This is a genomic window from Bacillus cereus group sp. BfR-BA-01355 (genome assembly GCF_022663675.1).
GTDB lineage: Bacteria > Bacillota > Bacilli > Bacillales > Bacillaceae_G > Bacillus_A > Bacillus_A thuringiensis_S.
The window spans coordinates 1-13,116 of the sequence record NZ_JAKUFY010000134.1 but is presented as its reverse complement, the minus strand read 5'-3'; the positions used below and the strand labels follow the sequence as shown (position 1 = coordinate 13,116).

Below are 13,116 nucleotides of genomic sequence, written 5' to 3'. Positions count from 1 at the left end.
GGGCCGGTTACTCCTTGTATCCCTTGTGGACCTTGAATGCCTTGGTCACCCGTTGGACCTGTTGCCCCCATCGGCCCCTGTACCCCTTGCAAACCTGTTAAACCGGTTGCTCCTGTTGGACCCTGTATTCCTTGCACTCCTTGGATTCCTGTTGCTCCTGTTGCTCCTGTCGCCCCTGTTGCCCCTGTTGCTCCTGTTGGACCGGTTGGTCCAGTGGGCCCCGTAATACCTGGCGGCGGAAAAGGAATAGGTGCTTGAAACTTACTACACTTATCTTGATTCTTCACAAGCATCTCCTCCCGTTTGTAACGCATCAAACTATTTGTAATATGTTTAAGCTAGCTGTTATTACTCCCGCTAATGTCGTTACATGCCCAATAGCTAATGGACCATTTTGTAATGACAAAGTGGAATTTGGAGAAGTAACTTCAATTACCATCGTATTTGAAATCGCTGGTTCTAATATAAAATTACCTTTTGTAACATAAAGAATAAAACTCCCTGCAACTTGCGTTCCGTTTAAAACAAGCCTTACCGAAATCGTTTCATTCCCCAAAATTGCATCCCCTTGAAAATAATAACTTATTAAATATATCCCTGGCGTACTTAACGTTATAGTTGTCGCATTTGTTAAACTAACTCCTGCTCCAAAAATTGTAGAACCAGAATTAATTGGTATTAGCGCATTCGCTGCAATTGTACTCGTTGCAGTGGAAAAGAAATAACCGCCCCCACTAGGTAAACCAGTCGCTCCAGTCGCTCCTGCTATCCCCGAGAAACCTATTGATCCTACATTACCAGTTGCGCCTGTTGGTCCAACCGCTCCGTTTTGCCCCTGACTACCTTGCGCTCCAACTGGGCCTATACTACCACTAGCACCTGTCACCCCACTTGCTCCAATTGGGCCTTGCAAACCTTGAATTCCTTGTATACCTTGTATTCCTTGCGGACCCGTTGCACCTATATCGCCTGTCATTCCTGTTATTCCTTGTATTCCCGTAATCCCTTGAACACCTTGCACACCTTGTGGTCCAGTTGACCCGGTTGCTCCAGTAGCTCCAGTTTCACCCTTTGCACCAGTAATTCCAATATTCCCTTGTGGGCCTTGGGGTCCTTGACTACCTTGTGCCCCTTGGACTCCTTGAGGGCCAGTTATACCGACCTCCCCTGTATTTCCTTGGGGACCTCTAATTCCTTGTGCTCCTGTTGGACCGATTATTCCTTGCACTCCTTGTATTCCTTGCACTCCTTGAACTCCTGTTGGACCCGTTATTCCTTGTAATCCTTGAGGACCTTGCAAACCAATAGCTCCAGTCGGACCGATTATTCCTTGCACTCCTTGAAGACCTTGTGCACCTTGTGCACCTGTCAATCCCGTAGTCCCTTGTATCCCTTGAACTCCTTGAGGACCTTGTGCTCCAGCTGCTCCTGTTTCCCCTTGAATTCCTTGTACTCCTTGTATACCTTGCGCTCCAGCTGGACCAGTTGCTCCTCGGATTCCTTGTTCACCTTGAACTCCTTCCGCTCCTGTAACACCAGCTGGACCGGCTATCCCTTGTATTCCCACCATTCCTTGTGCACCTGTTGGGCCTATTACACCTTGAATACCTTGAATACCTTTAGGGCCTTCTGCACCTGTCGGACCAGTTACTCCACGCGTACCTTGTATTCCTTGAGAACCTTCTGCACCCGTTGGACCCGTTATACCTGGGTTACCTTGAGGACCTTGTGCCCCTTGGACTCCAACTGCTCCAACTACACCTTGGGAACCTTGGACTCCCCTTACACCTTGAGGACCTGTTGGACCTGTTATACCTTGCACTCCTTGCGCTCCAATTGGTCCTATCCCTCCGCTTACACCTGTTGAACCAGTCGCACCCGTTGGACCTGTTGGACCTCCTGGCGGGCCGGGTGGACCTGATGGACCAGTCACTCCACTAGATGGACCAATTGGACCGGTTGTTCCCGTCGGACCACCCGGTGGTCCTTCTGAGCCTTGTGTACCAGTAGGACCAGTTGCTCCTGTTATCCCTCGTACTCCTTTTGCTCCTTGAAAACCTGTGGATCCACTTACTCCTTGTATTCCTTGAACTCCTTGTGGACCTTGAGGGCCTGTTACACCGGTTATTCCCTTTATTCCGCTTATACCTTGAGGACCTTGTATTCCAGTAGAACCAGTTGGTCCTACTACACCTTGTGCCCCTTGATCACCTTGGTGTCCTTGTTCTCCAGTAATTCCTTGTATTCCTTGAGCGCCGTCTTCTCCTTGTATACCAGTAGCCCCTTGCTCTCCTTGTATCCCTTGAACACCTTGAGGACCTTGGGAACCAGTTACCCCTGGAACTCCAGTTACCCCTCTCTCTCCTTGTATTCCTTGTGCCCCTGTTTGTCCTCGCTCACCTACTTCCCCTTGTATTCCTTGTATGCCCTGTATTCCTTGACTACCAGCAGGACCCGTAGCTCCCTGTGTTCCTTCTAATCCTTGTACCCCAATATCACCAATTGGACCTTGGTTTCCGATTAATCCTTGAGCACCTTGGAGGCCAGTTGGACCAGTTATACCTTGCTCTCCGGTATCACCAACAGCTCCTTGTATTCCCTGCGCTCCTGTTGTCCCTCGCGAACCTTGTATTCCCCTGATACCTTGAGGTCCTTGGGGACCAGTTGCTCCCGTCGGTCCAGTCATCCCTGTTGGACCAACAGGACCTTCATGCCCTCCAGTTGGACCTACAGGGCCACTATTACCTGTTGGACCTGTTGGACCAGTTGCACCTATAAGCGGAAGAGGCAGTGCCACTCCGAATTTTTTGCAATTTTTATGATGACGCACAACAATCCCCCTTCCCTAAAATCATTACACCTTTTATATGAAATGCATTTTTTTTAAAAAAGTACACCTCTGACCTTATTTTTTAAAAATAAAGAAGCCTATCATTTCAACTATTTGAAACGATAGGCTTCTTTTTATAAAACAATTTGTTTCCTCGCCTTAATAATAAAAGTAGTTGGTACCATCCTAGCTTTATATAAAGAATAATATTTCGTAGACGGCTCAGCTAGTTCTCCATCAAACGAGCTCGATGGTTCAGGCTCTTCTATTCTCTCAATTATAAAGCCTGCTCTATTTAACTCATTTATATATGTACTTATTTTTCTCTTATATAATATCGCTTGTACATTTTCTCCTTTAAATGTTTCAAACGTAATGGACGTTTCCTCATGATAAGAAGACTTTATAGCAACTTCTTCTGTACCATATTGTAAGTTTGAATATACTGGGTGCTCCCAACTAAAAATAAAACTTTCTCCTGGCTTTAAATAGGAATATATAAACTCTACTGTTTTTCCTAAATTTGAAGTCCAACCTAATGCATAAATGGAATATATAATATCAAAATACCCTTTCTGAATATCTCCTTCTTCTTCCATTGCTCCGCATATTAACTTTGGATTCCAACGCTTTTACGTTTTATTCGCTGTTTTAATTTGTTCACTTGAAAGATCAAGACCCCATACTTCCTCTGCCCTATGCTCTGCCATATATTGCAACGAATGTCCACTTCCACACCCAATATCAAGAACTTTTTTATTTCTAATTGAATCGAACAAATGAATCTCATCTTCAGACGCCGTATACGGACCATATTTCGGTAAACAATCCACTTGAAAGAAATATGGTGCAACTGTATCCCAACACTTTTTGTTTAAAGCTAACATTTGTGTGCCTTCCATATCATTCCCCCCATCCATTTTTCTTTCTCTAATATTACTTACATATCATAACCAGATCGCCCTTTTCTCTTCGCCCGGTAGTTTTTCACTTTTGCAATCGTCCCGCATGCTCTTCCTCCTTCTTCTCCAGCATACATACCGCACCATCTTTTACTTCCATTTCGCGAATGATCATAAAATACCCAGCGACAATCTGGACATGCTTTTAACCTTCCCCACACATTTTCTTGAATTGACATTAACACAATGCTTAGCACTTTTGTATACACATTCTCTTCATATACTGGTTCATATGTAATACCTTTCATATCTTCCTTTATATGTACATGAAATGGGTATTTCTCTAACCATTTTTGCAATGATTCTTCGCCTTCAATTGTCATCCGAATATCTTCTCGAAAATTTCTTAATTCCTCTATCGTATGAAATGGAAACTCTTCATCAAAATATTCTTTCATAAAGAGCTTTATATCTTCTTTTGTTTGCAGCAAATCAATTGGCTCTCTCGTATCGTTTGGTATTCTCCATGTATTTAAAAATTCCCGAATATATTCTAGTTCATTTGGAGCGTTTTGATTCAATTCGATCCACCTTCTTCTTAAAATTTACTTTTTTCTGACTTTATGTATAATTATAGTATAAAATAGTTAACCATCAAATAATTTTACTGGTTACATAATTAGGGGGATTTCTATGAAAAGTTTCTCAACACCGATACGTTTCATGCTTATTTCTTCATTTTTTATGTCTTTTGGGTATTTTGCAGTATACGCATTTTTAGCTATTTATCTATTAACCTTTCTTCATTTTTCTGCTGTCCAAGTAGGAACAGTGTTGACGGTTATGACAATTACATCACGAGTTATCCCATTATTCTCAGGGTTAATTGCTGACAAAATAGGCTATATCATTATGATGATAGCTGGTTTATTTTTGAGAGGAATCGGATTTATCGCTTTAGGAATATGCTCTGATTTCTATACAATTTCTATTTCTTCTGCACTTATTGGCTTCGGAACTGCATTTTACGAACCTGCCGCTCGCGCTATATTTGGCTCACAGCCAGCTCATTTGAGAAAAAATTTATTTACATATTTAAACCTTAGCTTTAATTGCGGTGCAATAATCGGACCAATTGCAGGAGGGTTCTTACTCTTACTCGATCCACTCTACGCTTTCTCTCTAACAGGATCTCTTATGCTGTTATTTGCTTTTATCTTTTACTTACTTAAAAATCACTTCCAAGTCACTACTGAAAACACGTCTATTACATTAGGAATACAGGCCATCTTACAAAACAAGTCTTTCCTTCTGTTTTCCTTTATCATGATTTTCTTCTATATTATGTTTACTCAGCTTACTGTCGCACTTCCACTTCATATGAAAAACATTAGTAATAGCAATCAACTTGCTACACTCGTTATTACGATAAATGCGATAACAGGCGTCATATTTATGGTATTATTCCGAAAATTATTCCACAAATACAACACACTTTCGATTATTAAATACGGTGTTTTATTAATGAGTATTTCCTTTTTACTCATTCCTTTATTTCAACACCCATATTGGCTCTTTATTTGTGTAATTTTATTTACAATCGGTGAAACACTCGTATTACCTAACGCTGATATCGCTATTGCAAATTACAGTAATGAATCATATACAGCCACTTTCTTCGGATTTTATCAACTATCACTCGCATTTGGTTTTATCATCGGTAACTATACCGGGACATCGTTTACATCCAATTTAAACGGAATGTATACACCATGGCTTATTTTCGGCGGAATAGGAGTTATTGGTTTTATTTCACTCCATATTTTAAATATTAAAAAAGGGAGCTCTAAAGAGGATATATACCTATGTAATGAGACGAAACCTCTTTAACACATTACAATTGAAATGGTACCTTTAGACAAGCAACCTATAATAAAAAAATTCGACCATCATACTTGACAGTCGAATCTTTTTATTTTTCATATTCAAGATGATTATGTCTTTTACAACCAAATAAATAGCACCCCCCTAAATGATAAGTTTCAAATTCTAACCCTGGAACATATCCAGATTTGATACGTTCTATCATTGTTTTATAACAATTATTCTCTTCTGTATATTCCTCAATTAACTCTTTCTTATCTTTTTCTGTCCAGTTTTCTTCTACTTCTTCATTCTGAACATCTTCTATTTCTGATGTTTTCGCTTCGATAGATTCCTGTATAACTTCATTTATACGGGAGAAATTATTAGCTTTATATAGAGCATATACAAACCTACCAATCCAGTTAGGACTTTTCCAAACTTCTTTGTATCCCTTTTCGAACCATTCAATTGCTTCGTTATAGCAATTCAACTCAACATATAAATCTGCTACATGAATTTCTCCTAAAAAATTATCAGATTTCCTGTTAAAAGCATCTAACTTCTCTTTCGCTTCTGTCGTTCGCCCTAAATCAATTAAGCATTTTACATAGCTATACATTATATAGTCCGAATCCCCTGCAACTCGCAAAAAAAATTCCGAAGCTTTTTCTAACTCTCCAAGGTTATAATGCGCTACAGCTACATTGTGAAATGCTTCATCCGATGGTTGCATCGAAATAGATTTTTGCAATACTTCTTTCGCTTCTTCCCATTTTTCTTGTTTCGTGTAAATTTCCCCTAAGATGTTATAAGGAAAGTATGAAGAAGGATTCAACTTAACAACTTCTCTTATTAATTCAAGAGCTTTATCATCATTCTCTTCCTCATAAAAGTACATCCAAGCCAGATTATTGAGAGATTGTACGTCTCTAGATTCATGTACTGCTTGTTGAAACAGTTCCATTGCTTCCTCATATTTATTTTGTTCAAACATTTCAATTGCCTTCTCATTAATGTTCAAATAACTACCTCCGAAGTAAATGAATTCATCTATTCCCTATCATTATTGTAAAATGTAAAAATTATAATTTCTATAAAAAAATTTCTTTCTCTCGTCTACATTTCGATTGAAATAGAAGCTAAAACACACGAATTTACAACAATCAGTAAATTTTTTAATCTCCCTTAAATTGGATATACATCCTGTTTTAATTTACATATTATGGTACAATTAAAAGGGTACTAACTAAACATTTACGCTCCACACTAGTAATCTAGCAATACCAAAATCAAAATTCACATGGAATTGAGGGATGTTATGAAACAGAAATTAGCTGTTCTTCTATTCACCGGAATCATATTATCCGGATGTTCAGCTATTGCAGGAAATTCTTTAGAAACTGGAAACGGCAGTATGGAATTATTAACACCAACCATTACAACAAAAGATAATGAATTAGAAATTAAGACCGAGGGCATTGATGAAAATAAAGTGACCTTTATTTATGTTGCTAATAAAAAAGTATTGGAACAAAAAATTAATAATGGTGAATCCTACAAGCTTAACATTAAAGATATCGAACACGCTCATAGGACGGACTACAAGCCAAAAGTTCAACTTTTGCAAACAAAAGATGATGATAAAGATGGAGAAATGGTAACCTTTAAACAAGTTAGGTATACAGTTAAAAAAAATTAATTTTATAGGCATTTCATTATAAATGTAACGAACGAAAATTTACTTTTAACAGTGGGTAAATATAAGGGGTGCTAGCATGAAAAGAAGATGGATTTATTGGTGGATTGGTAACATATTTTGGATTATAGCTTTCGGGATATTGACAGCTATCATTTTGCTAAGAGAGGTTGATGGGACCGGTGTTACTCAAACACCTGAGCTGAAATTAATAGCCTTTATCGTTTTATTAATTGCATTTATATTACCAATAATTATTCAAGTTGTATGGTTACTTGTTAATTTAAGAAAGAGTAGAAAAAAATAATACATAAAAAAGAGAGGAATCTTTTTCAAACTTGATTCCTCTCTTTTACATATGGGGGTTATGCCGTGCTTTTAAAGCTGCACTACTCCCTTTTCTTTACGATGCATGTTCATCTTTCTTCTTCATTAACGCTCTCTTCTTCATCGCCTTCGTTAAATATCCGCCTTTAAATGAACGGATTTCATAAGAAGACATAAACGCTTTCGGTGCAATTTTATTAATGATTTCTAACAGTTCTTTCTCTCTAGAGCGCTTTGCAACGATATCTAAGCGATAACGTATAGAATTAATTCCTTCGCCTTCAAATACCGTAACACCAAATCCAGAGTGACGTAGTTCATCTACTAATTCATTACAACGGTCTAGTAAACTAACTTGATACGTAATATAACCAATTGCTAATTTATTCTCTATATAACCGCCTAATAAAAGTCCTGTACTAAAGCCAATGACATAGGCAACGATGTTCATCCAATTTGATAAATCTTGAAACACAATACCTAAACTGACAATGTAAATAGCTCCTTCTAACAATCCAACACCAGCAGCGGATCTTGTTTGATTCTTTACAAGCAAAATCGTACGGATTGTTAAAATTGGAACATAAATAATTTGAAGCACAAAAATAAGTAACGCTTGTAACATTGGTATCCACCTCTTTCAAAAAGTCTTTTGTCATAATAACATACATAACCTTTAGAAATCGATGGGTTTTTAAATTTTTTTACATTATTTTTCATACTATTGAAAAACAAAAAAAAGAAGCGTATTATATTTGTCGTAAAATTGATTCCTTTCATTAGCTCACTTAAACACAAAAAAGGAACCCCATTAGGCCCCTTTCATCATAGCTCTATGTTTTTCGAAGCATGTTCCCTTTGCTTCTCTTCCTCTTCCTCTTTCACTAACTGCATATTCGCATAAGCTAAATTTGCAATCATTAAAAAGTGACCACCTAAAATGCCTGTACCAAATGCCCACATTTCCATTTCATGCTCAATTTCATACATGATGATTGCTCCTAAAATGGCAGCTGCAAATCGGTTTAGAACTCCTAACCCAGGAGCCTTTTCCTTCATTACGATACTTTTTCCGAGTTTCTCCACCCTGCGAGCTAATAACCAAAGACAATAGGCGCTTACTGCTAATCCAATACCAAACCCTGTCACTTGTTTTCCAAACGGAGTAATCGTCCACATAAGTAGTAAACCACTAAAGATCACATACAATTGTAATCGATATACACGTAAGGCTTCTTGAATCAAAATATCCGCTCCTAAGTTCTCATTTTTTGTACTTTAGAAGAAAAGCAGCAACTTACACAGTTGCTGCTTTCTCTTCTTCTTGTTCTTGTTCCATCTTACGAATTTCAACACGTTTAATTTGGTAAGCGTCTTTTTCTAACACTTTAAATTCATAACCTTCCGCCTCAACGTGTTGTCCTTCTTCGATTTCATGATTTTGCATCATAATCCATCCACCGATTGTATCCACATCATCTTCTTCGATGTGTAATCCAAATAAATCTTTCACTTCTGAGATAAGCACTTTTCCATCAACAATGATATGTTGCTCGTTCACATGTTGAATTGGTGGTGCTTCATCTTCATCATATTCGTCACGGATTTCGCCGACGATTTCCTCCAAGATATCTTCAAGCGTTACAATTCCGGCTGTTCCTCCGTACTCATCATATAAAACAGCCATCGGAATTCGCTTTTTCTGCATTTGAAGTAATAAATCGTGAATTGGAGTCGTTTCCATCACTTCAATAATCGGACGCATATACGAGCGAATAGATGATAAATCTTTTTGATCCTCGGTCATATATCGAATAAAGAAATCTTTTACGTTGACCATACCGATAATATCATCTTTATCTTCTCCAAAAATCGGATAACGTGTGTATCGCTCATTTTGGATTACTTTCATGTGTTCTTCTACTGAATCTTCCAGGTAGAAACCAATGATTTCTGTTCGCGGTACCATAATCTCTTTCGCAATACGATTATCAAATTCAAAAATGTTATTTACATACTTGTATTCAGCTTGATTAATTTCGCCGCTTTCATAGCTATCTGAAAGGATAAGACGTAATTCTTCTTCTGTATGAGCTACTTCATGTTCTGAAGCTGGCTTTAAACCGAATAAACCAGTTATCACACGAGCTGAACCGTTCAATACCCAAATAAATGGATACATTACTTTATAGAACATCATTAATGGACCTGCCAATAATAACGTTACCCTTTCAGCCTTTTGAATTGCCATCGTTTTCGGAGCTAATTCCCCTACTACAACGTGTAAATACGTCATAATCATAAAAGCAAGACCAAATGTTAATACTGATGAAATAGAAGGATTTAAGTTCCATTTCTCAAATAACGGGTGTAATAACTTTTCGATTGTCGGTTCACCTAACCAACCTAATCCCATAGCTGTAACTGTAATACCTAATTGACAAGCAGATAAATATTCATCTAAATTTGTTGTTACCTTTTTCGCTGCTAAAGCACCGCGTTTTCCTTCCGCAACAAGCTGATCGATACGGCTTGAACGTATCTTTACAATCGCAAACTCTGCTGCTACGAAAAATCCAGTAAATGCGATTAAAATCGCAACCATGACTAAATTAAATATTTCCAATGAATCCCCTTAGTTAAAAAACTAAGGTGTCCACCTCCTGTATACTATAATGTTTTCTTATTTGTTTGTTAGAAAACATAGCCCGATACAAAAATTAAAGAGGTCGGATTTCACTTATTCTATAATAATAGAGCAAGTGTCTGTATTAAAGCTGTCGTTTGACCTGATAAAGATTTCGATATTTTTTCACGTTGTGAATCAGTCAATTCATCTAAAAGCGGTTTTAACTCAGTAAGCTCCACTTCTAATCGGTGAATATGGTCTGTCACTTCATTCACTTGTTTCGAAACGTGTTCATTGATACCGAGCAGCTTCTTCTTCTCCTCGATTTTCTCTTTAATCTCACAAAGCGGCATATGCATTTCTTTGCACTTCTCAATAAATTGTAATGTCTCAAATGCTGTTTCGTCGTAATAGCGATAATTAGATTGAGATCGCTCCGCTTTTAAGATACCTAGATTCGTATAATAATCAATCGTTCGTTTCGACACGTGAGCCATGAGAGCCAACTGTCCGATTCGATACACCTTCCCAACGATCTTCCCCCCTTGTTTATATTACTTACATCATACAACACATAAACTGTACAGTCAAACGTGACGGTTTATTATTCACAATTTATACACAACTTCATATATTTTCTTAAACTTATAGAATATGATTCTACTTATATAATTAAATTATTAAATTTCATTAATTACGTGCTAGCCAAATATATTTATGAAATCACCTGTTCTTTTCAAATTTTCTTATTTTAGAACATACCGTTCTATTTCTAAAAAAATAACCCAGTACAATAAACTGAAAATTAAGTTATAATATCATTATAAAATATGAAGGAGGAATGCACTCATGTACTACAACACTTCATTCGAAAACGATCAGCCTGTAGGCCGTCTATAAACTAAGACGGGCATTCATTTAGCACATACACTACGCCTCGTCTTAGGGAACTCATATTACCCTAAAAATAGACGGAGGTACTTTACATGAAACAAACAATTTTAGGAGCTATATATTTATCACTAACAGCAAGTATATGGGGTGGTATGTATGTTGTTAGCAAATACATACTCGATTTTATCCCACCACTGACACTCGTTTGGTTACGCTTTATTATCGCTTTTGTTGTTTTGTATTTCATTTTGAAAATAGCTGAGAAAAAGCAAAAGAAAAAAGCAACCATTCGCAAAAAAGATTGGCTATTATTCGCTTGGATTGGATTTATCGGCTATTTCATTTCAATCACATGCCAATTTATCGGAACAAAATTATCCGACGCTCATACAGGCTCGTTAGTTACATCAGCTACACCTGCATTTATGGTTATATTTGCAGCGCTCATTTTGAAAGAAAAACTAACTGCTCGTAGACTTTTATCTACTATAATAGCGACAATCGGTGTCATTATCGTAATCGGATGGGATATTGAAATCGGCTCCTATTTTATCGGAACAATCATTTTAGTTGGAGCCGCTATTACGTGGGCTTTACTATCTATTTATGTAAAAATCACTTCAATCCAATTTTCATCCTTAGTTATTACAACGTACGCAATTTTCTTTTCACTCTTTTTTATTACACCTTTTATGATATGGGAGCTACAAGCGGCCTCTATCGGAACAGTAAATACGTACGTAATATTAGGCGTATTATACTTAGGAATCGTCTCAACAGCAGGTGCCTTTTTCCTTTGGAATAAAGGATTAGAATTACTGGATGCAAGCATCGGTTCCTTATTTTTCTTCTTCCAACCTATCGTTGGATCGTTACTTGGTTGGTTGCTCTTAAATGAAACATTAAATAGTAACTTTTTCATTGGTGGTATTCTCATTATATGTAGCGTTTTAATTACTACTTTTGAAAAGAAATAAAAAGCAGGCAGAGATTCTTAGTCTCTGCCTGTTCGTATAATTGGATCTTGGTCGTGAAAACCAATACAAATCGGTATATTACTTTGCACTTCACTACGTACACTTATAAAACTACACAGCGTTTTAGCAATTAAATATAAAGTTATACCGATTGCTTTTTCACTTGTGTCAAAGCCATTTTCATTATACATATCCGCTAATTCTACAGACCCCGGCCCCTCAATATTATATGTCCATTCTGAAGCCCAATTATCGTCCTCTTCTTCCATTGAAACATATTCCTCACAAATATAAAGTGAAACTTTAATCAGTGGGGGCGTTCTTCATCCCCACTGATTATTAGTTGAACCAATCGGGCTTTTACGGGCAGTTGACTTCCCACGTAACTTCTTTGCTTTCGCTGAATTTTGAGGTGGGGGTCTTACTGCCCGTTAATGCGGGATAAAACTGACTATTCCACTCGTTATCAAGATCATACTCAAAATAAATCGCCTTTGCTTCTTCATTAGTAGCCATTTCTACAGCTGCATCCAAACCTACTCTAATACTTTCCTTATATGACTCTAAATCAATTGCTTTAATTCGTTCTGCATATTCTGTAGACGCCAACATGCAACAAATATCATAATACTTCGCTTCTATTTGCTCTACTGCTAACGAAAAGGCATCCTCTTGCACCTCTTCTAAATACTGAAATATATCCACACTAAATACTCCTCACTCTTTACGCACTCCAATGCGATGGACGAGACAATAATTTCGGTAATTTCGTATGTTTGTCCCCTCTAGCCGCATTAACTTGAACTTGCGTCAGGAAAATACTATTTGTAAAATCAGTCCCGCGAATATCTGCATCTCGTAAATCTGCTCCGATGAGATCTGCCCCTCGTAAGTCTGCTCCATTTAAGTTTGCCGCAATTAAATATGCTCCTCTTAAATTTGCACCTTGTAAATCTTTCTTTTTCAGATTTGCTCCCATAAGGTCTGCACCGCGG

The 13,116-nt window shown here is 37.6% G+C and carries 12 protein-coding genes and 3 pseudogenes; 4 read left to right on the top strand and 11 right to left on the bottom strand.

What is annotated here, in order from left to right:
• The 4 genes and pseudogenes from MR167_RS27775 to MR167_RS27760 form a co-directional block, all read right to left on the bottom strand.
• Nucleotides 1-293, bottom strand: a pseudogene (locus tag MR167_RS27775) (hypothetical protein); the annotation flags it as partial.
• Between the two features lie 20 nt (nt 294-313).
• The gene (locus tag MR167_RS27770; protein ID WP_242315988.1) at nt 314-2,830 is read right to left on the bottom strand and encodes a collagen-like protein; all 2,517 of its coding nucleotides are present in this window, start codon (nt 2,828-2,830) and stop codon (nt 314-316) included.
• A 134-nt stretch (nt 2,831-2,964) separates the two neighbouring features.
• A pseudogene (locus MR167_RS27765) lies at nt 2,965-3,732 on the bottom strand (class I SAM-dependent methyltransferase).
• 38 nt (nt 3,733-3,770) lie between these two features.
• Nucleotides 3,771-4,313, bottom strand: a complete 543-nt coding sequence (locus tag MR167_RS27760) for a CGNR zinc finger domain-containing protein (RefSeq protein ID WP_001072948.1) — start codon at nt 4,311-4,313, stop codon at nt 3,771-3,773.
• Nucleotides 4,314-4,425: 112 nt separating this feature from the next.
• Between MR167_RS27760 and MR167_RS27755 the strand changes: the two genes are divergently transcribed.
• The gene (locus tag MR167_RS27755; RefSeq protein WP_000834869.1) at nt 4,426-5,622 is read left to right on the top strand and encodes an MDR family MFS transporter; all 1,197 of its coding nucleotides are present in this window, start codon (nt 4,426-4,428) and stop codon (nt 5,620-5,622) included.
• Between the two features lie 82 nt (nt 5,623-5,704).
• Here MR167_RS27755 and MR167_RS27750 read toward each other — a convergent pair whose 3' ends face one another.
• Complete coding sequence (locus tag MR167_RS27750) at nt 5,705-6,619, bottom strand: tetratricopeptide repeat protein (protein WP_001024467.1); 915 nt, start codon at nt 6,617-6,619, stop codon at nt 5,705-5,707.
• A 297-nt stretch (nt 6,620-6,916) separates the two neighbouring features.
• On the opposite strand from MR167_RS27750, the gene MR167_RS27745 reads away from it, so the two are divergent.
• Nucleotides 6,917-7,297 (top strand): hypothetical protein, encoded by a 381-nt coding sequence (locus MR167_RS27745; RefSeq protein ID WP_000810640.1) that lies wholly within the window; start codon nt 6,917-6,919, stop codon nt 7,295-7,297.
• 76 nt (nt 7,298-7,373) lie between these two features.
• The gene (locus tag MR167_RS27740; protein WP_000830329.1) at nt 7,374-7,601 is read left to right on the top strand and encodes a DUF3923 family protein; all 228 of its coding nucleotides are present in this window, start codon (nt 7,374-7,376) and stop codon (nt 7,599-7,601) included.
• A 96-nt stretch (nt 7,602-7,697) separates the two neighbouring features.
• Here the strand turns inward: MR167_RS27740 and MR167_RS27735 are convergent, their stop codons facing one another.
• The 4 genes from MR167_RS27735 to MR167_RS27720 form a co-directional block, all read right to left on the bottom strand.
• Nucleotides 7,698-8,246, bottom strand: a complete 549-nt coding sequence (locus MR167_RS27735; RefSeq protein WP_000938443.1) for a DUF2179 domain-containing protein — start codon at nt 8,244-8,246, stop codon at nt 7,698-7,700.
• 200 nt (nt 8,247-8,446) lie between these two features.
• On the bottom strand, nt 8,447-8,866 hold the full coding sequence (locus MR167_RS27730; protein WP_000613871.1) for an ATP synthase subunit I: 420 nt from the start codon (nt 8,864-8,866) through the stop codon (nt 8,447-8,449).
• 52 nt (nt 8,867-8,918) lie between these two features.
• Nucleotides 8,919-10,247 (bottom strand): hemolysin family protein, encoded by a 1,329-nt coding sequence (locus MR167_RS27725; protein ID WP_000402255.1) that lies wholly within the window; start codon nt 10,245-10,247, stop codon nt 8,919-8,921.
• Nucleotides 10,248-10,366: 119 nt separating this feature from the next.
• Nucleotides 10,367-10,774, bottom strand: a complete 408-nt coding sequence (locus MR167_RS27720) for a MerR family transcriptional regulator (RefSeq protein ID WP_000285639.1) — start codon at nt 10,772-10,774, stop codon at nt 10,367-10,369.
• Nucleotides 10,775-11,236: 462 nt separating this feature from the next.
• On the opposite strand from MR167_RS27720, the gene MR167_RS27715 reads away from it, so the two are divergent.
• The gene (locus tag MR167_RS27715; RefSeq protein WP_242315985.1) at nt 11,237-12,121 is read left to right on the top strand and encodes a DMT family transporter; all 885 of its coding nucleotides are present in this window, start codon (nt 11,237-11,239) and stop codon (nt 12,119-12,121) included.
• 17 nt (nt 12,122-12,138) lie between these two features.
• Here MR167_RS27715 and MR167_RS33760 read toward each other — a convergent pair.
• Both MR167_RS33760 and MR167_RS27700 read right to left on the bottom strand, forming a co-directional pair.
• Nucleotides 12,139-12,826 (bottom strand): annotated as a pseudogene (locus tag MR167_RS33760) (hypothetical protein).
• A 19-nt stretch (nt 12,827-12,845) separates the two neighbouring features.
• A partial coding sequence (locus tag MR167_RS27700; RefSeq protein ID WP_242315983.1) for a pentapeptide repeat-containing protein occupies nt 12,846-13,116 on the bottom strand: 271 nt, incomplete at its 5' end.

Coding starts and splice junctions, on each gene's coding strand:
- MR167_RS27755 (WP_000834869.1), top strand. CDS start 4,426: ATGAAAAGTTTCTCAACACCGATACGTTTCATGCTTATTTCTTCATTT.
- MR167_RS27745 (WP_000810640.1), top strand. CDS start 6,917: ATGAAACAGAAATTAGCTGTTCTTCTATTCACCGGAATCATATTATCC.
- MR167_RS27740 (WP_000830329.1), top strand. CDS start 7,374: ATGAAAAGAAGATGGATTTATTGGTGGATTGGTAACATATTTTGGATT.
- MR167_RS27735 (WP_000938443.1), bottom strand. CDS start 8,246: ATGTTACAAGCGTTACTTATTTTTGTGCTTCAAATTATTTATGTTCCA.
- MR167_RS27715 (WP_242315985.1), top strand. CDS start 11,237: ATGAAACAAACAATTTTAGGAGCTATATATTTATCACTAACAGCAAGT.